The 24,897-nt window shown below is 47.1% G+C and carries 24 protein-coding genes; 14 read left to right on the plus strand and 10 right to left on the minus strand.

Annotation, left to right across the window (positions count from 1 at the left end; all coding sequences use genetic code 11):
- Positions 1-285: 285 nt before the first annotated feature.
- Both P364_RS0126900 and msrA read left to right on the plus strand, forming a co-directional pair.
- Positions 286-543 (plus strand): GlsB/YeaQ/YmgE family stress response membrane protein, encoded by a 258-nt coding sequence (locus tag P364_RS0126900; RefSeq protein ID WP_017686880.1) that lies wholly within the window; start codon positions 286-288, stop codon positions 541-543.
- A gap of 167 nt (positions 544-710) precedes the next feature.
- Complete coding sequence (gene msrA, locus P364_RS0126905; protein WP_024633131.1) at positions 711-1,226, plus strand: peptide-methionine (S)-S-oxide reductase MsrA; 516 nt, start codon at positions 711-713, stop codon at positions 1,224-1,226.
- 134 nt (positions 1,227-1,360) lie between these two features.
- Here the strand turns inward: msrA and P364_RS0126910 are convergent, their stop codons facing one another.
- A complete protein-coding gene (locus tag P364_RS0126910) occupies positions 1,361-2,227 on the minus strand; it encodes a putative RNA methyltransferase (RefSeq protein ID WP_052016793.1) in 867 nt (288 codons plus the stop codon).
- A gap of 297 nt (positions 2,228-2,524) precedes the next feature.
- A complete protein-coding gene (locus P364_RS0126915) occupies positions 2,525-3,796 on the minus strand; it encodes a hypothetical protein (protein ID WP_024633133.1) in 1,272 nt (423 codons plus the stop codon).
- A 256-nt stretch (positions 3,797-4,052) separates the two neighbouring features.
- Here P364_RS0126915 and P364_RS0126920 point away from each other — a divergent pair, with 256 nt between their 5' ends.
- The 3 genes from P364_RS0126920 (at position 4,053) to P364_RS0126930 (ending at position 6,357) form a co-directional block, all read left to right on the plus strand.
- Positions 4,053-4,649: a restriction endonuclease gene (locus tag P364_RS0126920; protein WP_024633134.1), complete on the plus strand. Its 597-nt coding sequence runs from the start codon at positions 4,053-4,055 to the stop codon at positions 4,647-4,649.
- A gap of 97 nt (positions 4,650-4,746) precedes the next feature.
- Positions 4,747-4,971 carry a hypothetical protein gene (locus P364_RS0126925; RefSeq protein ID WP_024633135.1) on the plus strand — a complete coding sequence of 75 codons (225 nt, stop codon included), beginning with the start codon at positions 4,747-4,749 and terminating at the stop codon, positions 4,969-4,971.
- Positions 4,972-5,106: 135 nt separating this feature from the next.
- Positions 5,107-6,357: a DNA glycosylase AlkZ-like family protein gene (locus P364_RS0126930; RefSeq protein WP_024633136.1), complete on the plus strand. Its 1,251-nt coding sequence runs from the start codon at positions 5,107-5,109 to the stop codon at positions 6,355-6,357.
- A 97-nt stretch (positions 6,358-6,454) separates the two neighbouring features.
- On the opposite strand, the gene fabV is transcribed toward P364_RS0126930, so the two are convergent.
- Positions 6,455-7,648 (minus strand): enoyl-ACP reductase FabV, encoded by a 1,194-nt coding sequence (fabV, locus tag P364_RS0126935; protein ID WP_024633137.1) that lies wholly within the window; start codon positions 7,646-7,648, stop codon positions 6,455-6,457.
- Between the two features lie 253 nt (positions 7,649-7,901).
- Here fabV and P364_RS0126940 point away from each other — a divergent pair, with 253 nt between their 5' ends.
- From P364_RS0126940 to P364_RS0126950, 3 genes are all read left to right on the plus strand, one after another.
- Entirely contained in the window at positions 7,902-9,182 is a 1,281-nt protein-coding gene (locus tag P364_RS0126940) for a hypothetical protein (RefSeq protein WP_024633138.1), read from the plus strand.
- 273 nt (positions 9,183-9,455) lie between these two features.
- Positions 9,456-9,875 carry a hypothetical protein gene (locus P364_RS0126945; RefSeq protein WP_024633139.1) on the plus strand — a complete coding sequence of 140 codons (420 nt, stop codon included), beginning with the start codon at positions 9,456-9,458 and terminating at the stop codon, positions 9,873-9,875.
- An 84-nt stretch (positions 9,876-9,959) separates the two neighbouring features.
- Complete coding sequence (locus P364_RS0126950) at positions 9,960-10,754, plus strand: hypothetical protein (protein WP_024633140.1); 795 nt, start codon at positions 9,960-9,962, stop codon at positions 10,752-10,754.
- A 106-nt stretch (positions 10,755-10,860) separates the two neighbouring features.
- Here the strand turns inward: P364_RS0126950 and P364_RS0126955 are convergent, their stop codons facing one another.
- Together P364_RS0126955 and P364_RS0126960 are read right to left on the minus strand one after the other, a co-directional pair.
- Positions 10,861-11,676: a class I SAM-dependent methyltransferase gene (locus tag P364_RS0126955; RefSeq protein ID WP_029881329.1), complete on the minus strand. Its 816-nt coding sequence runs from the start codon at positions 11,674-11,676 to the stop codon at positions 10,861-10,863.
- A 72-nt stretch (positions 11,677-11,748) separates the two neighbouring features.
- Entirely contained in the window at positions 11,749-12,690 is a 942-nt protein-coding gene (locus P364_RS0126960; RefSeq protein ID WP_024633142.1) for a helix-turn-helix transcriptional regulator, read from the minus strand.
- Positions 12,691-12,778: 88 nt separating this feature from the next.
- Between P364_RS0126960 and P364_RS0126965 the strand changes: the two genes are divergently transcribed.
- A complete protein-coding gene (locus P364_RS0126965) occupies positions 12,779-14,212 on the plus strand; it encodes a glycoside hydrolase family 1 protein (protein WP_024633143.1) in 1,434 nt (477 codons plus the stop codon).
- A 128-nt stretch (positions 14,213-14,340) separates the two neighbouring features.
- On the opposite strand, the gene P364_RS0126970 is transcribed toward P364_RS0126965, so the two are convergent.
- Positions 14,341-15,006: a phosphatase PAP2 family protein gene (locus tag P364_RS0126970; protein WP_024633144.1), complete on the minus strand. Its 666-nt coding sequence runs from the start codon at positions 15,004-15,006 to the stop codon at positions 14,341-14,343.
- A gap of 124 nt (positions 15,007-15,130) precedes the next feature.
- Between P364_RS0126970 and P364_RS0126975 the strand changes: the two genes are divergently transcribed.
- Positions 15,131-15,694 carry an undecaprenyl-diphosphatase gene (locus tag P364_RS0126975; RefSeq protein ID WP_024633145.1) on the plus strand — a complete coding sequence of 188 codons (564 nt, stop codon included), beginning with the start codon at positions 15,131-15,133 and terminating at the stop codon, positions 15,692-15,694.
- On the opposite strand, the gene P364_RS0126980 is transcribed toward P364_RS0126975, so the two are convergent.
- Both P364_RS0126980 and P364_RS0126985 read right to left on the minus strand, forming a co-directional pair.
- The gene (locus tag P364_RS0126980) at positions 15,660-17,075 is read right to left on the minus strand and encodes a HAMP domain-containing sensor histidine kinase (RefSeq protein ID WP_236642128.1); all 1,416 of its coding nucleotides are present in this window, start codon (positions 17,073-17,075) and stop codon (positions 15,660-15,662) included. The genes P364_RS0126975 and P364_RS0126980 overlap by 35 nt on opposite strands.
- Positions 17,072-17,743 (minus strand): response regulator transcription factor, encoded by a 672-nt coding sequence (locus P364_RS0126985; RefSeq protein ID WP_024633147.1) that lies wholly within the window; start codon positions 17,741-17,743, stop codon positions 17,072-17,074. Before P364_RS0126985 ends, P364_RS0126980 begins: the two co-directional genes overlap by 4 nt.
- A gap of 181 nt (positions 17,744-17,924) precedes the next feature.
- On the opposite strand from P364_RS0126985, the gene P364_RS0126990 reads away from it, so the two are divergent.
- On the plus strand, positions 17,925-18,800 hold the full coding sequence (locus tag P364_RS0126990; protein WP_024633148.1) for a MotE family protein: 876 nt from the start codon (positions 17,925-17,927) through the stop codon (positions 18,798-18,800).
- A 178-nt stretch (positions 18,801-18,978) separates the two neighbouring features.
- Here P364_RS0126990 and P364_RS0126995 read toward each other — a convergent pair whose 3' ends face one another.
- Together P364_RS0126995 and P364_RS0127000 are read right to left on the minus strand one after the other, a co-directional pair.
- Positions 18,979-19,764 carry an AraC family transcriptional regulator gene (locus P364_RS0126995; RefSeq protein ID WP_024633149.1) on the minus strand — a complete coding sequence of 262 codons (786 nt, stop codon included), beginning with the start codon at positions 19,762-19,764 and terminating at the stop codon, positions 18,979-18,981.
- A 21-nt stretch (positions 19,765-19,785) separates the two neighbouring features.
- Positions 19,786-20,367, minus strand: coding sequence for a LysE family translocator (locus P364_RS0127000; protein WP_024633150.1), 582 nt, complete (start codon positions 20,365-20,367; stop codon positions 19,786-19,788).
- Between the two features lie 206 nt (positions 20,368-20,573).
- Between P364_RS0127000 and P364_RS0127005 the strand changes: the two genes are divergently transcribed.
- From P364_RS0127005 to P364_RS0127015, 3 genes are all read left to right on the plus strand, one after another.
- Positions 20,574-21,581, plus strand: coding sequence for a substrate-binding domain-containing protein (locus P364_RS0127005; protein WP_024633151.1), 1,008 nt, complete (start codon positions 20,574-20,576; stop codon positions 21,579-21,581).
- A gap of 85 nt (positions 21,582-21,666) precedes the next feature.
- Positions 21,667-23,526: a cache domain-containing sensor histidine kinase gene (locus tag P364_RS0127010; RefSeq protein ID WP_152532757.1), complete on the plus strand. Its 1,860-nt coding sequence runs from the start codon at positions 21,667-21,669 to the stop codon at positions 23,524-23,526.
- Positions 23,523-24,839 carry a response regulator gene (locus P364_RS0127015; protein ID WP_024633153.1) on the plus strand — a complete coding sequence of 439 codons (1,317 nt, stop codon included), beginning with the start codon at positions 23,523-23,525 and terminating at the stop codon, positions 24,837-24,839. Before P364_RS0127010 ends, P364_RS0127015 begins: the two co-directional genes overlap by 4 nt.
- The last annotated feature ends 58 nt before the right edge of the window (positions 24,840-24,897 follow it).

Raw genomic sequence — 24,897 nt, forward strand, 5'->3', positions numbered from 1 at the left:
TCGTATATAGTCATTAAAATATTCTCACCTCAATTGGTTATACTAAGGCGGTCTGATCTAACATACAATGACTTTCGGGAGGTACATAACGCAGTCTCGAACTGTGTAAGATGCCGGGAAGTGACGCGATCTGTTTTCAATCCTGTGTTAAGGGCTGTTCGGCAGAGAAGAGGGCATATGAACAAAAGGTAATATACAACAATTTTTATGCCAACTGTTTAAATGCTTCTGTAGCGGTTAATAGTAGACAGACAACAACAAAAACTTTAATTAGAGGTGATTGATATGGGTTGGTTATGGTCATTAATTATCGGTGGTATCATTGGTTGGTTGGCAGGTCTGATTGTTGGTCGTGACATTCCCGGCGGCGTTATTGGTAACATCATTGCCGGTTTTATCGGCGGATGGTTAGGCGGAGTGATTCTGGGAGATATGGGTCCTGAAATGGGCGGATTCTACATTGTGCCGGCATTAATCGGTGCTATCGTACTTGTAGCGATCGTAAGCTTGATCTTCCGTTCCATGGGTCGCAGCCGCGGGTAACGCATTCAAGATCTCTTGAATATATATCAAGTCGGCAACGAGCAATTTGAATGACGGTTAATACAAACAAATGATCTTAAGAGGTTGATGGAAGTCCACGAGGTGGCTTTCCATCAACCTCTTTTTGTTTTAAGATATAGATGTACAAAAGAAAGGGATGAATCTGAATGGAAAAAGCTACATTTGCCGGCGGATGCTTCTGGTGTATGGTTACACCATTTGAAGAACAGCCAGGCATTCATGGTATTGTATCCGGCTATACCGGCGGTCACGTCGATAATCCAACATATGAGCAGGTCAAAACCGGGGAGACCGGTCATGTCGAAGTCGTTGAAATTACCTTTGATCCAGAGATATTCCCGTACGAACGACTGTTGGAGCTCTACTGGCCTCAGATTGACCCAACCGATGATGGAGGGCAATTCCAGGATCGTGGTACTCAGTACCGGACAGCGATCTTCGTCCATAATGAACGTCAACGTGAGCTCGCAGAGCAGTCCAAGCAAGAGCTGTCAGCAAGCGGACGATTCAACCAACCGATTGTAACGGAGATTCGGGATGCAGTTGTGTTCTATCCGGCAGAAGACTACCATCAGGATTACCACAAGAAAAATGAGAAGCATTACAAGGAAGACCGTGCGATTTCCGGACGGGATGAATTTATTGAAGACAACTGGAAATAATTGAATTTCAATACATCAGATAGAGTTGCCCTCAGATCACATTGAAAAAGCCGGGAAACGTTCCAACAGGAACTTCCCCGGCTTTTTTTGATTGTACAATGATGATGAAAATGATGCCTTAATGGCTACAGAGCTTATCTGCGTTTTCCCACCAGTATTTCTAAATCAATTGTAATCTGCGTCAAGGTCTCTTGAATGCTGGCTATGGCTGATTCTTTTCCATGCCAGGCGAGTGGCGTCATATGAATCAGCGAATCCATCATGACTTTCGTTACAGGCATAGTGTATGTTAGCGGAATACTGTCTATGAGATAATGATGCTCGGTAAATCGGTCCAGTACGTGCTCCCTGCCGTCTAGTTGATGAGATCGGCCCCGAAACAAAAACTCTCTCATTTCCATTAGATATTGCTTACGGGGGATCACTTTGATGATCCAGCCATCCTTCTTCATCACTCGTCCGAACTCTTCATAATTCGAAGGGGAGAGGATATTCAGAATCACGTCCAATTGCCCCTCTGCAAACGGACTATGAGCAAGATCACCAACAAACCAGACTTGCTGGTCGTAAGTAGAAGAAGCCGTGGCAATACCTTCTTTGGCGATGTCGATCCCCCATCCCACGGATGAAGTATTCTGTGTAATCTGCTGCAAAAGAGATCCTTCTCCTGCACCTGCGTCCAGAATATGCAAGGGCTGACTCTTGCTATTGGAGTAACCTTCGATCCAATGGCGAATGATTTCGGTCAGGGGCGTATAGATCGCAGTTTGAGATAAAATATTCCTTTTGGCCGTAAATAAACGTTTGTCATAGTTGCCTTTGAAAAAACGTGTCATGAAATTGACATAGCCTTGTCTTGCCAAATCAAAGGTATGCTTGGAACTACATTGAATACTATGCGGATTAACCGTTGTCATGGTTTGATGACAGATGGGACATGTAAGCATATGGATGTATCTATAAATAAGCGCAGCACTTCGTTCTCTACGTTGGATTGACATGGAATAACACCCCATTCATTCAGATCTGGATAACTGAAGAAAAGGGCATAACAAATAAACCTCTATCGTACATCTTAAAAAAAAGAGGTTATGTTATGCCCCAAGTTATCTGTATCGAATGAATTGAATAATCATGGGAAGGTTGCGCTCCTTTGCCAATCAAGAGTAGGGTGAAAAAGTTGACGATACTATTATAACAGTTTGAGCAGAGAGGATAAACGAAAGGAGACTTACACCGTTGTGAAATAACAGAGCGCCCTGTTAACCGTTAGTCGATTAACCAGAGCGCTCGATTTATTATTTTGCTGAGGCTGTTTTTAACACATACTTGGATAATGCATCGTCATTGATCTGATAGATGATATGATCGCTGTATGTTGAGTAACCATCGAGCACTCCAGGAGTTGTTGCGAATGCATATTCATGGACCGTTTCCAATGTTTGCGGATCAAGAATGTAGCCAGATTTGGCAAAATTCAATTTGTAATTTTCATCCTGTGTACGCTCAACGGCCATTAACGGTTCCTGTTGATCTTTGAACGTACGCTCAGTGACTTTGCCTTTCATGGTGTACAGCTCCAGCTTCTGACCTGTAAATACGGTATATCCGCTGCCTGCAGTTTGAACATAGGCATTACCGGCAATGGCACGACCCCAGGCCATCTTGCCATCGGTGCCAAAGCCCATCAGTTTGTTGCCTGTGTTCTCGAAATTGGCACGCATGATCACAGAGCCATCGTCCAGAATGGCCAGCGATTCACCGCCACCGTCTCCCAGGGTGTTGGCATTGCTAGGGAACTGATAGAAGGAAAGACGATTCAGTGTGCGATCATAAATCTCCACTTTTGGATTAGCCGCTGCTTGCCAGTAGTTGCCGACTTTGGTTTGTTTGCTGGCGTCTACAACGATTCGATTACTGCCTGCCTTGAGTACAGCACCGTTAATGGTCTTTTCTGTAATCAGTTTGCCCTTTTTGTCATATAGCGAGATGGCCGAACGTACGGAACCGTTCGATTGGACACCAGCGCTTGAGGCAACCAGTAATGTATCGTTATCCAGAAGGTAGATGGACGATGAATTATTTACGGTTTTGACCCAGTTGGTTTTGCCGGATGTATTATACGAATATACTTTCTTGGTTCCATCGGAATATTCCATATAGACATAGGCTGTGCCGTAGCTGGAATAGAGGGAGTTGGAATAAGTCGTATAAGGGCCGCTTTTCTCATGGAAGATCACGTTCCACTTCAATTGTCCGGTTGTGGCATCCAGTGCCTGGAGCGAATCCAGCTGCCAATCCAGCTTGGTATTGCTGCTTGTTTTGATCACGGGTTGTGAAGAATGAACGTACACCAAGTTTTTGGAAGGCACAGCATTCAATTCCTTAATGATGACGTCCTTCTCCGTATTCACCTCAGTGAGTGCCAGGGATGATGAGGTCCACGCAGGCTTGGGCAGCGGGGCATTGGACTCTGCTGCGTAGCTTGGAGTATGCAGGCTGAAGAGGAGCATGCCACTGAGAATGAGTGCAGCCCATGTTTTGGACTTTCGTTTGTTGGATGTATGCAAGTTATAAACCACCTTTCTTCGATTCAAGATAGAACCGATTGTTGAATTCTACCATTTCATACATGTGAAATTCAACCTGAGTGTCTGTAACCTTTTATGATTGATATATAATATTATTGTTGTTTGGGGAAGTTCGAGGGTTACAGGGAATTCATCTTCTTTCTGTTAAGAGTGAAGTCTGCTATATTTAGTCGGGTGACGAGGGCTGATAAGGGTACGAGTCTGCCAGATTAGAGGAACGACAAGGAGAACAGCTATGAACTGGAATGAAAATATAACCACTGTGGGTATAGGCGTTATTGTCCTTTTACTGCTCATCGCCTGGATCATTCGTCGAGTCATTCGTCGAGGGCAGCGCATACGAAGTGAGGCCAATCCGCGTAAGATAACGATGAAGGATATTGATAAAATGCAGGATGGATCGGAATTTGAACTGTACCTGTATCATTTATTCCAACAACTCGGTTACGCCGAGGTACATAAGACGACAAGCAGTCGTGATTTCGGAGCGGACCTTGTATTTGTGGATAGAGCAGGCAGACGGAATGTTATTCAGGCCAAGCGTTACGGAGCGAATCATCCGGTTGGGCTAAGCGCAGTACAGGAGATTTACACGTCCATGCGTTATTATGAGGCAGATCGATCCATCGTGCTCACCTCAGCCAGATATACGGAAGCATGTCGGACGCTGGCAGCAGTCAACGGGGTGAAGCTGCTGGATCGGGAAGATCTGATGGACTTGATCACGTTGTTTAAGTCCAGAAGAATGGAAGAAGCACTGGAATTGATTGAGGAAGACGATCAGGAGCCTGTGGAGACTTGGCAGTCGCGACGAAAAAGAGTTTCGCGTTAGTGGATAAACTGGGGTTGAATCCGCGTAGATCACCTTCACTTGTCTGCCTGCACATGATATATTGGATGCATACCAACCAAGGGAGTGTGTTCATTCTATGGCACGTACACAAACGCAAAAAACATTGCGCAAAGCAGAGCGGTCAGGACAATGGTGTCCAGAGCAAAGTCGGAGAGTAAACGGAGATTATGGAGCATTATCCCAGCATGTTCGACTCATGCCCACGAAGCAGGAAAAATTGCAAAAGGTCAAACACAAGAAGCGGACCCAGGATGGTGGTGCTTCTTTTTATTTTGTCTATAATGTGGGGAGTGCTGCATAAGCATCCAATAGAAAAAAAGCTCCTCCTCCGGTTGGAATGGTATACCATGGACTGTTAAAATCAATATATCGCTTTTGAATTGGATTGCTATCGCTACATATCCTCCTATCTTCGAAGAAGGGAAGAATTCTACATATGACAACAGCGCTGCGCATGAATAAGAAAATCGTTCGGCGATTTTTGCTGCAAACGCAATCTTTATTGGGACGTTGGCCCGCCGCTTCCTTGCCTTCGGGTCCTGAACAGGTCATGCGCCTGATTCGATCCCTTGGCTGTGTTCAGATTGATCCTGTCGCTGCCGTAACCGGAAACCAGCATTTGGTGCTGAGTGCTCGTGATTCTGGATATACCTCCGATGATTTACATACCTTGCTGAGTGATCACAGAGTGTTTGAATATTTTGCTAACGCCGCATGTGTTATTCCGATGGAAGACTATGCTCTGTTTGAACCCGTTCGTGCCCGATTACGGGATCGTTTGGAACCTTCCTTACAAGGGCTGGAAAATACAGTGCAGCATGTGCTGAAGCGTTTGGAGGAAGAGGGGCCGTTACCCTCAAGAGCATTTCGTGCCATCGAACGAGTAAGCGGATATTGGGACAGTGCGGATGTACCGAAAACAAAGGACACCACGTTAGCGTTAAACTTGCTGCTGGATTCCGCCGCCATTCGTGTCGTGGCAAGGCAGGGGAATGAACGTTATTTTCATATTACGGAATCCGGGCTGCGGGAGCAGGGCCAATCCATGACATCGGATATCGATATATTGACTCAAAAGCAGGCTCTGATGGACAAGTACATTCACGCATATCGGGTCGTGGACGCGAGAGATCCACGGTTGGGCTGGATGAAATCCACCGCTGCGGAACGTCGGAATGATATAGCTGCACGTGTCGCAGATGGGCGAATGATCCCGCTGGAGGTGGAGGACGTTGCGACGCCTTATTACATTCGCGCAGAAGATGAAGAGATGTTGCGTGAGATGGAAAGGGAAGAAACGCATTATGATCCATCAGGCCCGGTACGATTCCTGCCCCCGCTGGACAACCTGCTGTGGAGACGGGAACGGGTTGTGGATTTATTTGATTTTCATTATAAGTGGGAGATTTACACCCCAGAGGTGAAACGAACCTACGGATATTACGCGATGCCCATTCTTCACGGAGATCGGCTGATTGGACGCATGGACCCACGACTGGATCGCAAAACGGGCGTACTAACGGTTCGGTTATTATCGATGGAAGAGACTGCTCCGCCTGTGGAGGAATGGATTTCCGATTTTCGAGAGGGACTCCAATTATTTGCAACCATACATGGAGCACGATCCATTACGGTAGAGAAGACGGTGCCGAAGGGGTTAAAAAAGCAACTTAAGTCAATTTTATAGAATCAGTAGACAACAAAAAGGGGAGCAATAGCTCCCCAAAGGATGATCTGGACTTGTACTAAACCTGGTTACTACAGTCCCTCAGCAAGATTGGTTTTCAATAACGCTGATGCAGTACTTCAACGTTCGGATCAACATCTGCTTCATAATCCACGCCGTCGGTTTCGAAACCAAACAGTTGGAAGAACTCCTTACGGTACCCTTCCAGATCGGACAGATCATAGATGTTTTCGGTGTTCAGCTCGTTCCAGAGCTTCGCTACTTCTTCCTGAACGTCCGCTCTCATCTCCCAATCATCGATACGGATGCGGCCTTTTGCGTCGGTCGGAACCTCCCCACCCGTATACAGACGGTCAGCAAACAAGCGTTGTAATTGCTCGATGCAGCCTTCGTGCAAGCCTTTTTCTTTCATGACTTTGTACAGTGCAGAGATATACAGCGGCACCACTGGAATTGCGGAGCTTGATTGGGTTACCAGCGCTTTGGCTACCGTGAGGTAAGCACGACCACCTTTTGCACTCAAACGATCATTCAGCTTGTGTGCTGTCGCTTCCAGATGATTCTTGGCCTGACCGATGGAACCATCACGATAGATCGCATGCGTAAGTTCAGGACCGATATAAGAAAAGGCAATGGTTGTTGCATTGTCGGCGAGTACACCACCTTGTTGCAAGGCATCCATCCACAGTTCCCAATCATCTCCGCCCATCACGGCCACGGTCTGGCGGATTTCTTCATCGGAAGCTGGATCGATCGTAACGGACGTTACTTCTCCCGTATGGAAATTGACTGTTTTGTTGGTGTACGATTGTCCAATCGGTTTAAGCACGGAGTTGAATACTTCACCGGTGTTCGGATCGGTACGGCGTGCCGAGGCTACGCTATAAACGACCAAGTCAACTTGACCGAGTTCACTGCGAATCAGTTCAACGGTTTTTTCTCTTGTTTCGTTGGCAAAGGCATCACCTGTGATGCTGTACGATTTCAGTCCTGCTTCTTCCGCAGCTTTCTCAAATGCAGCGGAGTTGTACCAGCCTGCTGAAGCCGTACGTTTTTCAGTGGAGCTGCTCGGGCGGTAAATGCCAATGGTATTGGCTCCGGCACCAAATGCGGATACGACACGCGAAGCGAGTCCATATCCAGTGGAGGCTCCAATGACGAGGACGTTACGTGGTCCGTTCAATTGCGGTTTGGATTTTACATAATCAATTTGTTCCTGCACTTGTGCAGCACAGCCTACAGGATGGGAAGTTGTACAAATAAAACCACGTGTTCTTGGTTTGATAATCATTCATTTGCATCCTTTCATATTCAACTCTTGTTCATCATTAATGGATCATGCTCTTGTACATACCTTCTTATTGTAAAACAATTGCCTCCGAAACGGAACCGTTTCGATGGATTTGGCTATAAGGCGGTATTTCGACTTCGCATCCGGGATGCTATTATATTAATTTGAATTAAACATTTACACGATAACGGTGAGGGAAGAACAAAACTGGAGAAGCGAAGGGTTCGCCTTTATCCTGAAAGGAAGACTAGCCATGCTGAAGGAACGGATTGAATTTCTGAGCAAAAGAAAGCAAATCTCCCGCAAAGACCTCGTGGAAGGTCTGGTCACGCAGGCTCACTTTGCCAATATTCTGGCTGATCGTTATCCACTCCCTGAAGATCTGGCAGAGGCTGTTGCGTTACGTCTTGGCGTTACGTCTTCCTATCTGTTAAATGCTTCTGCACAGGATGAGGAAACACTGGCGCGGGCAGAGGCTATTTTTGAACAAATGTCAGTGCCAGCTTCAGTGATAGCAGAAGATATTGTGCACGCGCTGGAGGATCGGGATGATGCGCTGACAGTAGAGCTGACCACGGCCTTGATGAAGGCGGTCTACTATCAGCAACTAAATGATGCAGCAGCTCATGAATATATACATATGTCCTATCTGAATTTTTATCTGGAGAAATACGGTCGTCCTGATGATGTAGATTTGCCGCATCCGCTGGCGAAGGCGTTATTATATTACAAAGTGCAATACTATCGTTCCAAGCTCGCCTATGTGGATGTGTTAACACATGCAACCAGACTGAGTGAGCTGGCCCTTCCTGGAAGTGAATTCTGGCTATCTGTGCAAAATATCAAGATGGAAGCCTACATTCAGGTCAAACAGTACGAAGAGGCCAAGCAGGTGTTTGATCTCACCATGAGACATGTCTATGATCAGCGGCTGTTTCATCGCTTGTCCGGATTATATGTGGCGTACAGCGGATATTGCTTTGCGATGGGACTGGTACAGGAGGCACTCTCGGCATTGACCATGGCAGAGGCGAATCTGGTGTATGCCGGGAATCAGGGCGATCTGGTCACCGCCATTGCGAATAATCGGATTGTTATGTTAACGATGACGGGGGAGCTGGATCAGGCCCAGTCGGAGATCGAGCGATTCGAATCCCTGTTGCAGCAGGAACCCGAAGAAACCCAGCAGGCCATGAAGCCGTTAGTGAGTGTGTATCGGTGTGAAGTGGCTCTGGCACGAAAGAACTGGGGTGTACTTGCGCAGAGTATAGATCAACTGCTCCAATGTGCATCGACTTCGGATCAGCAGATGAGTGCAACATTCTACCAGAGCCAGCTGGCTCTTGCACATGGAGATCGTGAAGTGTTCATGGAGCGTGCGCTCGCGTGTCTGCCTTATTTTGAGTCCGTACAGCATGTCATGCGACTTGAACCTTTATATGAGGGAATAGCTGTGGTGTCTGAGGATCAGCGAAAATATAAGGAAGCCGCCATGTATTATCGGAAGCTGGTCTACCTGTTACGCAAAAAATAGATCAAAAAATGGCTTGAAACAGCCGTTTTTTTGCCTGATTTTGTTCAATACCCGTGCATTAGGCACAAAATATGCCTCCCAACCTTTCATTTAAGAGTCGTTTTACGGCTCTTTTTTTGCGGAATCAACCAAAAAGCATGCTAAAGAAACGAAAATTCAGTGGTTTAAACGCCGGAAGTTTCGTTTCTTTTGTATGCAGTCAAAAGGGTATTCAAGGACAAGCCGTGCTGTTTATACTTTAACTATAACCAAAAACAAAAAAACGAGGTGCTTATTATGGGATGGTTTGGTAAAAAGAACAAACAGGAAGATGCGATTGCCAAGGCGGATAAAATGATGAACAAAGGTCTTAGCGGCATGATGATGAAAGGTTTCGTATCTAAGGAGCATCGGGAGTTGATCAATCAGAGCCTCGATTCGGCGAAGCAGGCACAACTGGCAGGAAGCGGCTCCCTTCCGTTAACTGCAACAGCCACGGTAATCACGATAACCGATACAGGCAAGTTGATCAATTTTGATCCAATTGTTGTGCTTGTTCTGGATGTGACAGAGACGAACGGCAATCAGTATCAGCGAACACTGGAAACATTGGTGTCCAAGATGCAGATTCCACGCGTGGGAGATCGGGTGGGTTTGGGCCAAAATCCGGCGAATCCATCCGAGCTGATCTACATGGGATTGTTATCTGACTAGAAGGTTCTTGAGGGAAGAGAGAGTTCTATCATTTAGAGAATACAGTTAACAACGGAAAATAGAGATATAGAGAGGGTGGGGCAGATGGTGGGATTTCTGAGATTGGTTGGTGTGCTGACTGTATTCGGGGTAGGGTTCTCCCCATTTCTGGCACAACAGTTGTGGAATGATCCTTTTATTATCATGCAGGCATGGTGGTATAAACCGGCCATTTTTGCCGGATTCGGGCTGATCTTTATTCCCGCCATTTTGGGTAATATCTTCGGCGTGGGGCGGGTGAAGTCAGGATTACCGGCGGTTGGTGTCATTCAGAGCGTCAAGCAGACGGGAACGTATATTAATGAACAGCCGGAAGTCCGATTGGGTCTGACCGTTTCGCGCAAAGGCCGTGAGAAATACGATACCGAACTGAGAACCATTATCCCGTTGACATCCATGGCCCAGTTCCAGCCAGGCAGCTTCGTCCCGTTAGTGGTCTCCATGAAGGATGAGCGCAAGGTAGGGCTTGATCTGAAAGGCCATCTGTCGCAGGAAGATATGCAGCAATTGCTGAATGAGAAGATGGTGCAGCAAGGTGTAGCACCTGAGATGATGGATATTGCAAGAACGGGCGAGAAAGCGATGGCCAAAATTTTGGATGTTACTCCGCTTGGAAGCGCAGGTAATGGCAAAATCAAACTTCAGCTTACGCTTAGTGTAACAAAGTCAAATGGAGAGACGTTTAAGGTCACCACTCAAAAGGAGATTTCTCCATTTGCTCTGCATCAGGTTCAGCAAGGTCATATCATTAACGTGATCTACTCAAAACAAGACCCGTCAAAATTGGTGCTGGCACTAAATATACAAGAGGGGCAATTAAGTGACCTGTTCTCATCCTGATGGCTATCTGAAATAAAGAACTTTAGACCATCACGATTCAAGTGACGGTCTAGGGTTCTTTTGTGTATTTTGTTTTGGTGAGAATCTGGATGAGCTTTGCTTAAGATCAAACGATCCCAAGGCGCATCCGATAAGAGAACAAAACTTCTCTTGATTCACCGGCAAATATGCGGGCAGCCAGCTGTCTGAACTCGTCTGCGATTGTGAGCAAATCAGTGGCTCCGAGTTTCACTGCCGTTTGCAAGCCGCCTTGGCTCAGGGCCAAATTGACATAACGATCTGCATCGAACGTTTCATGGTGATGAAACACAATTTCACGCGAATAACGGAACAAGTCGGACTGCTCTATCTGCTGCAAATGCCCGTCTTTACTCCATTTATGTGCCTGATTTTCCTGAGGCGCCAGACTTGCTGCCCGATGATCTGCCTCCGTATTCAAATGCAGATAGGCTTGTTCCAGTTGCCAATCGATCACTGGCGGCCAGTCACAGTCGTAGGCTGCAAATATGCCTCCTGGACGCAGTACACGTGCAAATTCATGCAGTGTGGATTGGGGCTCCATCCAGTGGAACGACTGTGAACAAGTCACGATATCGACACTGCCATCCGGTAGTCCCAGTTCGTGGGACAGACCGGATACAAAGCGGAGATGGTCCGGCTTGCCCGCAGCTTCCCACTTGGACTGCGCCACAGCTCTCATGTCGTCGCTTGGTTCCACGCCAATAACACGTTCTGCTTCATTTAACCAAATCCACGAAGATAATCCGGTACCACAGCCAACATCCGCGACCATGCGAGGTTTGCTGCCCAAATAATTCGTCAGAATATCCACGACTTCAGTGGGCGCAGCAGGTCGGTTCTGGTCATATAACGTACCAAAACCTTTGAATCGTTCCACATTATTACGTCTAATGTCTTGCATGGACAAGCCTCCTTCAGGATATGAACGGATAGGAAAGCAAAAGATTCAAAAGATGATCAGAATTCCATTATATCATTCATTTTTCAACTCGTTGTTAACGACCTGTTGCAAATGTTCTACCGCTTTGATATGTCGTCTGAGCAATTCCTGTCCGATGTGAGGAGGTTTAACTACGGTCAGGTCTGAACCGAACGACATCAGGAAGGAATACAGCCATTCGCCTTCATTCAGTTCAAGAGCGACGCGAAGCCTGCCGTCAGGCTCTTTTTCAACACGCGACGGCTCAAAAACATCATATACCCTGTACGAAATGGCATTGGAAAACAGCATTTCCATGGGAACCTGCGTGTTGGGCACAGGCTGCTCGCTATCTGTAGGTCCGGTGGTTGTATGCTGATCGAGTGGCCGTTGCAGCAGTGTAAGCTCGGAAACGCGCTTCATCTTAAAGGTCAGGGCTTCCGTCTGACCTGGCCTGTTCTGATCCTTTCCTTTGAAATACCAGGTATTGTTTTTAAATATTAATTTGATAGGGGCAATCGTCTCATCGCTGGGTTCCCCGTTGGAGTCCACATAGTGAAACGTAATCCATTGATTCGTAAATATCGCCTGCTTCACCTGATTGAACAGTTCCCTTTCCTGCAACGGAATGCTGCCCCATGGGGAGAAATCAAACTCGATCCAATCCAGCTTATGATCAAACAGGGTGGTTAAACGTTTGAGCATATGGGCAGTGTTGAGGTGAGGGATGGCGCTGACGCTATATAATCCAAGCAATATTTCATTCTGATCGTCTTCCGACAAGAGGGATTTGTCCATGACAAAGTTGTCCATCAGATGAATACCGCCATGTTTTCCCGTGGTTGTGTATACGGGGATACCTGCTGCACTCAGTCTGTCGATATCACGGTACACCGTGCGCACGGATATCTCGAACAAACGCGCGAGCTCGGGGGCGGTAGCTTTCTTTTTCTCCAATAACAGCAATAGCATTCTGAATAATCGGTTATTTTCCATGCCGATATTATACCATGACAATAGGTGTCAGGGTATGGGTGGTACACTGAATGTACAGTGTTACGAAGATGATAAGGAGGAATGGATGATGTCGATGAAAGACGGATTTTTCTGGGGTGGCGCAACGGCTGCCAATCAGTTTGAAGGTGGATGGGACAAGGGGGGTAAAGGCCCAAGTACTTCCGATATGATGACAGGTGGAACGCACACGACACCGCGCCGGATTACACCGGTACTGGAAGAGGGAACCTATTATCCAAGCCACGAAGCGGTTGATTTTTATGGTCATTACCAAGAAGATATTGCCCTGATGGCCGAAATGGGCTTCAAAATGTTCCGCATGTCGATCAACTGGTCCCGTATCTACCCGAACGGTTATGATCTGGAGCCAAACGAAGAGGGATTACAGTTCTATGACAACGTCTTTGCCGAGCTGAAAAAGTACAATATTGAGCCGCTTGTGACGATTTCCCACTACGAGACGCCGTTCGGTCTGACCGAGAAATATAACGGCTGGGCTTCCCGCGAAGTCATTGATTGTTATATCCGATATTGTACAACCCTCTTCAACCGATACAAGGATCAGGTGAAATACTGGCTGACCTTCAACGAGATCAACTGTTTGACGATGCCAATGGGGTCATATATGGCTGCAGGTATCCTTTTTGAAGGCAAAGAGACATTGATCGACGGCGTTGATGATCCACAGACCCGCTTCCAGGCACTGCATCACCAATTTGTAGCTAGTGCAAAAGCGGTGAAGCTGGGACATGAGATCAACCCTGATTTCCAAATCGGTTGTATGGTCGCTTTCATGACAACCTATCCGAACACATGTAATCCAGACGATATTTTGCTGGCACAGAAGAAGGATCAAATTTCTAACATGATCTGCGGCGATGTACAAGTTAGAGGAGCGTATCCCGGCTTCGCCAAACGCTTCTTTGCGGAACAGGGCATCCAGATCGAGATGCAGCCGGAAGACGAGCAAACACTGCGTGAAGGATGCGTGGACTTCTACTCGTTCAGCTATTACATGTCGATGGTTGAAAGTGCTGATGATTCGTTAGAGAAAACAGAAGGAAACCTTCTTGGCGGTATCAAAAATCCGTATCTGGAGGCTTCTGATTGGGGCTGGCAGATCGATCCGAAAGGATTACGTTACACCCTGAACCACCTGTATGACCGTTACCAGATTCCATTGATGGTCGTGGAGAACGGGCTGGGTGCAGTGGACGTGGTCGAGGAAGATGGCTCCATTCAGGATGACTATCGTATTGATTATTTGAAGGGTCACATTGAACAAATGAAAGAAGCCGTTGCCGATGGAGTAGATCTTATCGCTTACACGATGTGGGGATGTATCGATCTGGTTAGCGCATCCACGGGCGAGATGAAGAAGCGTTATGGCTTCATTCATGTGAACAAGGACAATGACGGTAATGGTGATCTGAGCAGAACACCGAAGAAGAGCTTCCACTGGTACAAAAAAGTCATTGAATCCAACGGCGAGGAGCTCTAAGTTTTCACTGTAAAATGGATTTATGACTTGAAAGAACCTCACGGGTGCTGGGTGCACCCGTGAGGTTCTTTTTGCTTGATCCGCTTCTGGTATATGGGGCAGATCATATGCATGAAAACAAAGAGAGTCTAAGCCAGGGGCTTAGACTGCAATAGGGAGACTCGCTCCAGGTATCGCTGATAAAACCATATGCATACGGCAAGCCAGCATCCACTCATAAAGTATCCTCCCACCACGTCACTGGGATAGTGGACCCCCAGATAAATTCGGCTCATTCCAATCATTAATATAAACATTGCACTTACGATAATCATCAGTACACGGCCAACTGCGGTGGGGATATGCTTCCAAATCAAGAAGGCCAGTCCACCATACAGGCTGAATGCTGCCATGGAATGTCCGCTCGGAAAGCTGTAACCACTCACTTCAATAATCCGGTGAATGGTTGGTCGGGCGCGGTGAAACATAAGCTTCAGCAGGGTATTCAATATCGCTGAGCCTGCAATGACGCAGCCCAGAAACAGAAGTTCACGTCGGTGTCTCAAAAAGACATACAATACGACCATTGAAAGGATCGCAATGATAACAACAGGTATACCGCTGCCAATCCAGGTGAATAGCTCCATCCAGCGGGTCATGCCTTGTGATTCCATACCCTGTATCCACGTTATCAGGGAATCGTCAAATCGGTGTATTTGATTATCACTAATAGACAGGGCAATGATTGAAAATACAGCAAGGCTCAGTGCTGCAGAGAGTAGTGGGATGGAAATGTTCTTTTTCAAATTTTGCATCAATAGTTATGTTCCTCCAGGGTGTCTGTTTTCTTATCGTTTTCTAATTTCCCTTTTAAGCTGCTCCCAGAAAAGAGGGCTATGATCAAAAACAGGTTTTTTAAATTGGGAAAAGGGGATGCTTATGTCTTTCATATTATTCGATTACGAACTTTTTCACTGGATTAACCAGCAAGCGGGTCAGCTCACATACTTGAATGGCATCATGATATTTTTAGCGAAGTTTTCACTTTTTATGTTCCCGGTGGGAATAATTTTGTATTGGATATCGAAGAGTCAAAGAAACCGCATGATGGTGCTCCAAGCCATTCTGGCAGCATGTTCCGGTACCGCCGTCAGTTTTATTACAGGTCACTTGCTATACAGAGATCGGCCATTTGTATCCCACTCGGTCATCCAATTAATCAGCCATACCGCAGATGCTTCCTTTCCAAGTGATCATGCGACGGTTGCCTTTGCATGTGCCACTGCCTTTTGGCTGGGTCACGTCAGGTACCGATGGGGGTGGGTTCTCGTTGCCGCTTGTATTGCATTTGCCCGAGTATGGTCTGGAGTACACTACCCTTCGGATGTAATCGCAGGCGCACTCGTTGGTGTGGCAAGCGCTTGGGGAATTGGACGGATCTTTATCCATATCCCGTTTCGATTCAAATTTATTCAGGATGCACGTATACGGGAAGCAGAATAGTCACGGTGGTTCCTTCATCTTCCCGGCTATAGATGAATATCTTTCCGTTGTATCGTTTGATGAGACGTTCCGCGATGGAGAGTCCCAAGCCCGTACCGCCTTGCTCACGGGTACGGGCTTTATCCACACGGTAGAAGCGGTCAAAAACATACGGCAAATCTTCTATAGGAATACCCATGCCTTTATCAGATACCTGAATAGATACATCGTTGTCACGTCGCGTTCCACAGATCTGAATCTCTTTGGTCAGTGGTGAATATTTAACGGCGTTATCCACTAATATCCGCAGGACCTGCTCCAGATGTTGAGGAAGGATCTCCATTTCAATACCGGATAGGTGCTCCAGATCAATGTCAAAGGTAGCGTCCGGGTGTAGCTGCACCACGTTGGTGAGCGCATGCTGCACAGTCTGGCAAAGATCGACCGCAGCTTCTACTGTAATGTGACCGTACTCGGATTGGCTAAGCATTAACAGTTCATTCAGGATGTTTTTTAACCGTTTAAGTTCCTGGGCCGAGACATCAAGGGACTCATTCAAGATAGTCGGGTCATGCTTGCCCCAACGGTTTAACAGGGAAATATGCCCTTCAATGATGGCCACGGGTGTACGCAGCTCATGCGAAGCATCTTCGACAAACTGTTTTTGTTGCTGAAACGAAAGCTCTAGTTCATCCATCAGGCGGTTGAACATCCGGGCAAGATTGGACAGTTCATCGTGTTGATCCGGCACATCAACCCGCTCATGAAGTCCTTTTTGCTGGATCTGGATCATCGTTGCATTCATAGTCATAATGGGCTTGACGAATTGGCGTGATAACAAAAATGCGCCCAGAAGGCTTAATCCCACAGCTGCAATCCCCCCGCCAAACATCACCAACACCAGCATATCGCTTAATTGATCCGTATTTTCGAGATTGTTCACGATTTCAATCGTCCCGCTGAAATGTGTGGTTATGAGGGGGGATCTCATGATTAGCAGGTGATCTTCGTAATGCCATGCAGTGATCAAAATGCGTTTTTGCACCCTTTGCGGCTCGACCCACTGTTTAGGAAGGCCGTTGGTTACTTCAAGCAGCGCATTACCGTTCTGATCTAGAATGCGGATCATCTGATTCTCCTGATTCAACTTGGTAATGAAAGAACGGTTAGATGCAATTTGCGCTGCGGATACTTCTTTCTCTTGGAGGTAACCTTCGATCTCATTCATGCTCTTCTCAATGTTTTGTTCTTCCTGAACTGTGAGCCATTCAATGATGACAAAGTACTGGACAATGTTATACACAATAAACAGCGTGCCCAGCAAGAGCGAGATCCAGATCGTGAGTTTCCAGCGAATTGAGCCACGGGTATGGGGGAGATATTTTCGAATCCAGCGCATCATTTCTGAATCCCGTAACCCAAACCTCGTATCGTCTGCACAAAGCTGGGGGAGCCTGGATCATCGATTTTATTGCGCAAATAACTGATATACACATCGACCACATTGGTCTCCACATCAGCATCGTATCCCCACACAAGATCAAGCAGCACTTCCCGAGTCATGACACGACCAATGTTTTGCATAAGGATGACAAGCAGATCGAATTCGCGTTTGGTTAATTCAACAATTTCTCCGTATTTTTGAAAAATTCGCGCCTCCAGGTCCAGCTGCAATCCTTGATATTCAAGCAAGGATTGCTTGCTCTCCGCGTTGGAACGGCGGAATAAGGATCTCATCCGTGCCAGCAACTCTTCTATGGCAAAAGGCTTGGGAATATAATCATCGGCTCCGCTGTCGAGTCCCATGACCCGATCTATCACACCATCCCGTGCCGTAATCATGATGATGGGCGTTTGTTTGATATTACGTATTCTTCGGCACACCTCTACCCCGTTAATTCCCGGCAGCATGAGATCAAGCAGGATCAGATCCCAATCCTTTTCGAGTGCTAGTTCTAATCCCTGTCTTCCATCGTAGGCTACACTGACCGTGTAGGTTTCATGCTGCAGTTCCAGTTCTATAAAGCGAGCCAGGTTTTTCTCATCTTCAATCAGCAATATGTTTTTCATTGGAAATCGATCCATTCCTTTAATTTGGAGAAGCCAGATTGAGCTTGTAGGTTAAGATTACCAAGTCCAGTGTACAACATTCAAATTGGAAAAGATTAAAAAATGTAATCCGATTTTCTTATCAAATTTTAATGAAGAAGGTATAGACTGGGGATTACTTCAGAATGAGAGGGAAGTGATCATGATGAGCCAGTCGAATAGGGTCCAATCTATTCATACAACAACATCTGCCAACACATCTAATAACAAAATCAAACCTGAGCCTGCCAAGAGTTCATCCAAAACTTCAACGAAGAAAAAATCTTCGGGGATAAGGTGGTTTATTGCCCTAATCTGTATTGGTGCTGCAGGAGCAGCAGTATTTTTTCTGGTCCCTTCTGTCAAAAACACCGTATTGCATGCTGTGGAGAATGTGGCTGGAATTCATGCCACACCGCCTGTTGCATCTGCCAATCCAGTCAGACAAGCGCAATCACCATCATCTACAGTATCGTCGCAAGCACAGCAAACCGTTCAGTCACAAACCACAACTCCCACAACTTCAGCGATTCCGGCTGTACAGTCAACAAATCATATTGCTGCAGCCAAGGATATTGCCAAGACTTACGCCAATATGCCTCCAAGCAAAGCTGCTGCAGCACTGGCTCAATTGAGCGATCTGGAGATTGTGTATGCGATGACCGAGATGTCCACAGAACAGAGAGCGCTAATTTGGAGCAAAATGGACCCGGACCGGGTTGCCGACCTTTCGGTGCAAATGAAGCCTCGCAATTCGGCTACCGATCATGAGCTTGCCCTTATTCAGCGTCAAATCAAAAAGCAAAACAGCAACATAGCCAATCAATCGGTCAAGGAACTGGTACATACCTTCTCCAAGATGTCTTCCCCAAGTGCAGCCCGTCTTATCCAAAAATTGTTCCAGACGGATTCTGCCAAAACGATAGAGGTGTTGAAGAAGATGGACGTGAATACAAGAGCGAGTATTTTAACGGTGATGTCCGGTGACTCAGTCATGATGGATACAGCGAAACAGATTTCCCAGTCTTTTCTGAAATAACAAAACAACAGGACCACAACCCAAGCAATAGTTCGAAAAAGCATCCCATATCGGGCCTTTTTATTAGTATCGGAAATGTCCCGGAACACAAATAATGCCCTCTTGTTTCCTAATAGGAAGTAAGAGGGCTAAAAATATGCTCTTTCGTTTGTATGGAGCTTTATTAACCTGTTGGAAATCAATTCAATTCATTTAGTTGCAGCATATATTCATACGCCGTAATACCGAATACCCGTTTAAAGTGTCTGTTCAGATGAGTCAGATCGACAAATCCACATTCGGCTACAGCAGAGTAGATATCCTTATGTTTCTCAATGGATTGCCGTGCATGTTCTACCTTGCAGTTCAGGAAAAATTGGTAAGGGGATATGCCGGCATGTGATTTGAACTCGCGAATGAACTGGAACTTGGACATGTTGAATTCAGCACATAGGTCGTCCAATTTCAGCACATCTTCAATGCTGCAAAACATCATTTCCTTGGCTTTTCGGACCAGATTGTCCTGAGGCCGCCATAGCTTGGTTTCCATTTCCGATTTGGAGAGCAACTGCACTAGGTCAAAGAACAATTCACTGCACCTCGCTTCATCCTGTCCGTGCTGAACAGCCTCGTTCAGCATCAGAATGCTTCGTGCGAGCTGAGGATCATAGACGATGGGAGTGGTAAACCGCAATTCCTTTTTCCCGAGAATCTCTTCGACCAAATCCGGCTTCAGGTAAAGCATCACATAGTCTATACCATCTTTGTCATAGGAGCTTCCATCGTGGGACTGTTCCCGGTTGAATAACATCACGCCGTTTTTGTGGGAGGCCTGATAATGACCGTCCAGATGGTATTGCTGAATACCACGCAGAGTTACTCCAACCGCATATTCCTCGTGACAATGCTTTTTATAGGCGAAATCCGTAAAGCTGGCGGATAGAGCCAGTACATCCTGTGATTTTTTATAGTTGAAACATTCCACGCGCTACGCACCTCCCGTACCTTATATGATTCCCGATACCATAATGGCTGAGTATAACAAAAAGAGGGCCATAAGGATACTCAGTACTTTTTGATGACGATTCAGCAGCGTTCTGAACATGGAGCCAAAGACGGCCCAACTAGAGTATGCCAGAAAACCGATGAGGGTAATGAGCAGCACGAATAGTGACGATGATAGCGAACTGTCGTAATATGGCAGTACATAGCTGGGGATGACCGTAAACGTGAACAGAACCACTTTTGGATTCAAAAATTGCATGAGTAAACCGTTCCAAAATCCGGTAACTTGCTTCGTTGCTGTTTCGGTAGAACCCATTTTGTAGACCTGATACGCCAGATACACCATATATAGACCGCCAACAATCTGCATCACACGGAGAATGCCAGGCAAAATGCCAGCAAGAACATGATTGAGAAAAGCTGAAGCGGCAAGCAGCAGCCCGAATGCAAGTGTGGCTCCCCACACATATTTCATCGTTTTCTTAGCACCAACCTGTTGCGAAGAAGAAAGAATCACAATATTGCTGGGGCCTGGTGTGAAGGTAACGACAATGCAATAGATCAAAAATGAAGTAAAATTCATGGTGAACGCCTCTTTTCTGGCTCGTCTTATTCCATGAATGATACGATGAGAATGGATGATCTTATAGTACATTATTGCAGCAGTTAGCATTAGAGCAGGAAAAAATGATGAATTCGGAATAGGTAAAACGGTTTCCTTTTTATATGATTGCGTTTACAATTTAAGCAGAATGTTATAGCTGACAGACGACTTGAGGAAGTGAACGGATGAAAAAACTGCTGCTGGTCTATATTTTGTTAATCTCAGCGTTTGTGTTGTATGTGTTTCGGTTCGAATACGCCGGTCAGGTGAATGGTACCTGGGAAGACCGGGGGCTGCGTGGAGATATTGGCGAAACTTACATGATGATTACTTTCCAGTCCGGACTGGAATATTGGAAGAGTCCCCTGAAAGGCTTCGAAGATGCCGGGGATGCGCTTGGTGTAACCGTGGAATACCGCGGAGCTACCCGGTATGATGCGAAGGAACAGACGACGGTTATCGAGCAGGCCATTGCTCGCAAGCCAGCAGGAATGGCCATATCGGCCATCGACCCGCAATCGCTGATTCCGGTGATTAGCAAAGCAATGGACGCGGGCATACCTGTCGTGTTGTTCGATGCCGATGCACCAGGAAGTCGGGCCTATTCTTTTCTCGGGACGGACAATTACAAGGCAGGCGTGATGGCTGCTGACAAAATGGCTGAACTGATGGCTCGGGAAGGGGAAGTTGCAGTACTGACCCTTCCTGAACAGCAGAATCATGAAGAGCGAACAAAGGGATTTCGCGATACGATTCAGCAGCGTTATCCTTTGATGAAGATTGTTGAAGTCGCCGATGGACATGGAGACGCAATGGTATCAAGAGACGAAACGATCAGGCTGCTGAAGGCTCATCCGAAGCTGGCTGGCATTTTCGTGACCGAGGCGACCGGAGGAGCAGGTGCGGGTGAAGCGGTACAGAATTTGAAGGGGGCTCGTTCGCTCGCACTTATATCCTTCGATACCAATAAAGCCACACTGGATATGATCAAGGGCGGCACGATTTCCGCAACCATCGCACAGGGAACCTGGAACATGGGATATTGGTCACTTCAATATTTGTTCCATCTGCATCACCAGTTGACGGTACCCGCTCCATCCTCTCTGGATGAGAATGCACCGCTTCCGGTCACGGTGGATACCGGAATTTCCGTGGTGACCCGAACGAATGTGGATGATTATTATGCCAAATAACGCTGATCCACAAGAGAATTTCCGGGGCAGGGAAGCAAGACGCATTCGAATGATGGGGAGACTGCAACGTTTGCGTTTACGCAATATGCCGCTGCGTTATCAGTTAATGCTGCTGTTTTTACTATTTGCTATCGTGCCTTCCGTAGGACTGGGTGTACTGGTGAACTGGACCGTGGAACGGATTGTAGAGCGGCAGGTTGAGGGGCATACGATGCAGCTCATTGGCAAAGTGAATGAAGCGCTCGACAGCAAGATGGAGAACCTGCAAAACATGACGTATCTGATTGCGTTTGATCGGAACGTGGATGCTTTTATGCAAGGAAAAACGGCATCGGATAAAGATACACGCACAGATTCATCCAGCCAGGAAGGAAATTCGGAAGCGGAACAAGATAAGCTGTATGGGATCAAGCAAACCTTGCAGGGTTTTACGACGCTTTATCCGGAGATCGCCGGAATCGTTCTCGTCAATGGAAGCGGTGACTATATCAGCAATGAGATGTACCCCCGATCGAAGCAAAGCCTCACCCAGGAAAACTGGTATGTGAAGGCTTCTCAAAATCCAGGTATTTTTACGGTGCTGGGGCAGCCGCTGGATCGGAATATAACCACACATGTGAGGTACAAGGATAATGAGATTGTATCTGTTGCGCGTTCCATAACGGATGAAGCATCGGGACGTATACTTGGCGTTGTTATGATTGATCTCAAGCTTCGGTCTGTCTCTCAGGCTGCCAGAAATGTAACCCTGGGTAAATCAGGTTATGTGATGGTAACCGATGAGGAAGGGAGGAGCGTATATATGCCTGAACACCCTTTGGTAGAACAGATTCCGGCGGAATGGTTCCAATCCGGCGACAGCGGGACGTTCAATGCTGTGGCGGGTGGAAAGGAGCTTTTATTCATGTACCAGTCCTCTACGTTTACGGGCTGGAGAACGGTGGGTGTATTTCCTGCACGGGAATCGATTACGGAAGTGCGGCAGATCCAGTTTTATGTGGTCAGCTTTGTGTTCGTGGTATGTTTGTTCGGTCTGAGCGCCTCCTCTTGGTTCTCGCGTTCCATCGCGCAGCCCATTTTTCGGCTGATGTCTTATATGCGCAGGGCGGAGACGGGAAATCTCAGGGCGGGCCGCTGGAGCGACAGGGCGGATGAAATTGGCATGCTGGGCAGAAGTTTTAACCGGATGCTTGCACAGATCCGTCAGCTCATCTCCCTGAATGAATTAAAGGAACGACAGAAGCGTGAGGCTGAAATGCGCAGCTTGCAGGAGCATATCAAACCCCATTTTCTATACAATACACTGGATACAATTCATTGGATGGCCCGTAAGGAAGGAGCGGACGATGTATCGAACATGGTTGGCGCTCTTTCCAGACTGTTTCGCATCGGGCTCAGCAAAGGGGATGATTTCATTCCTCTGCATTCCGAGCTTGAGCACATAACCAGTTATCTGCAAATTCAACAGACCCGGTACCGTGACCGCTTGCAATACGAGCTAATCGTTCCGGACGATCTGCGTGATTTGTTCGTACTCAAGCTGCTGCTTCAGCCCCTTGTTGAAAATGCGATTTATCATGGCATCAAGGGAAGACGAGGGCCAGGCAAGATTCGGGTGGAGGCCAAAACAGAGCAGGGAAGACTGCTGCTGCGGATTCAGGACGATGGAGTGGGTATGTCGAGTGAGCGGCTTGCAGAGATGGAAGGGCTGTTGGCAGCACCTTTGGAAAGTCTTGAAACGGCATCCTTGTCCGGAAAGGCTGGCAAAAGCTACGGCATGTTGAACGTACAGGCACGTATACAGTTGGTTTATGGTATCGAATATGGCATTGTGCTGGACAGCAGTGAAGGTGTGGGTACCTGTGTGCAAGTCATTCTTCCGCTGTTGAGAGAGCTTCCGGCAGGACAGTCATTTGATAGGGAAAGGGGGCAGGAGAGCGAATGAAGAAATTCATATCAACGACAATAAACACCGCAGAGGATAAAAGGTCGGCTCCGTTAACTGCGACGGAGAACAGGCATGCGGAGAAGCTTTACCAGGTACTGATTGCCGATGACGAACCGATCATTCGTGAGGGCATACGGGATTCAATCGACTGGGTGGCCTTGGGCATGGAGGTTGCCGGAGAAGCAGAGGACGGGGAGGAAGCGCTGGAACTGGCTGCCAGCCTGAATGTGGATATCGTACTGGTTGATATGAATATGCCTTTTCTGAACGGAATCGAGCTGATTCGTCGTCTTCAGGACGATTGCCCGAATTGCCGCTGTCTCATCATATCCGGACATGATGAATTTGCTTATGCCCAAGAAGCCGTTCGGCTTGGGGTAGAGGATTATATATTGAAGCCAGTTCAGGCAGAACAGCTATATGCTGCCCTTGCGCGACTGCGCCAGCATATGGATGAAGAACATATGCGAACCACGTATGTGCAACAGGCAGCCGACCAGATTGAACGGAATATCCCGCTGCTGCGCCAGCGTTTTTGCCTGGATTGGCTGGAAGGTTCAGTCAGGGGGATGGAGCTGACGGGGCAACTCGCGTTTTTGCGTCTGCCACCTGCGCCCCCTGTACAGATTGGAATCGTCCGCTGGCCTGCTGCAGAAGCACGTCAGACGGTGATGCATGAGAGTGACCGCCAATTGTTTCTTTTTGCAGCAGAGAATATTGTTGACGAATTACTGGGACAGCTTCCACATGTCCTGTTCAGGGAAGTGAATGGATTGATTGGCATATGTCTATGGCAGAAGGCGCCGGAAGGGATTGAGTCCATAATGGAGCAGAAAATCAGTTCTTGCCTGAATATCGCTGTTCATGCCTATATGGAGCAACACGCAGGGACATTGGAGGAGGCGCCGGACACATATCGACGATGCCGTGAGAAAGTATTTGGAGAAGCCCGATTGTCTCCGCTGGTTCGACGGGCACGTCAGCTCATTCAAGAGAATTATGCGGATCGGGAGCTGACATTGGAATCGCTCGCTGTCCGTCTGAATGTATCTGCGGTGTATTTGGGCCGGGTGCTCAAGAAAGAACTGAACGATTCCTTTGTTACTCTGGTTACACATGCCCGCATCCGCAAGGCGGTACAACTGCTCGATGCTACAGCGTGGTCTATCCACGACATTGCAGAGCAGGTAGGGTACGATACGCAGCATTATTTCAGCACCGCATTCAAAAAAACGATGGGCATGTCGCCTGTACAATATCGCAAAAGCGGGGGAACAGGCAGTAGCAACGATACAGCTAATCAATCTTAGGAAAAGACAGAGAGATAAAATTGGATCAAGAGGATATGTCCTACTTCCATGAAGGAGG

Origin of the sequence: Paenibacillus sp. MAEPY2, assembly GCF_000499205.1 — a bacterium.
GTDB lineage: Bacteria > Bacillota > Bacilli > Paenibacillales > Paenibacillaceae > Paenibacillus > Paenibacillus vandeheii.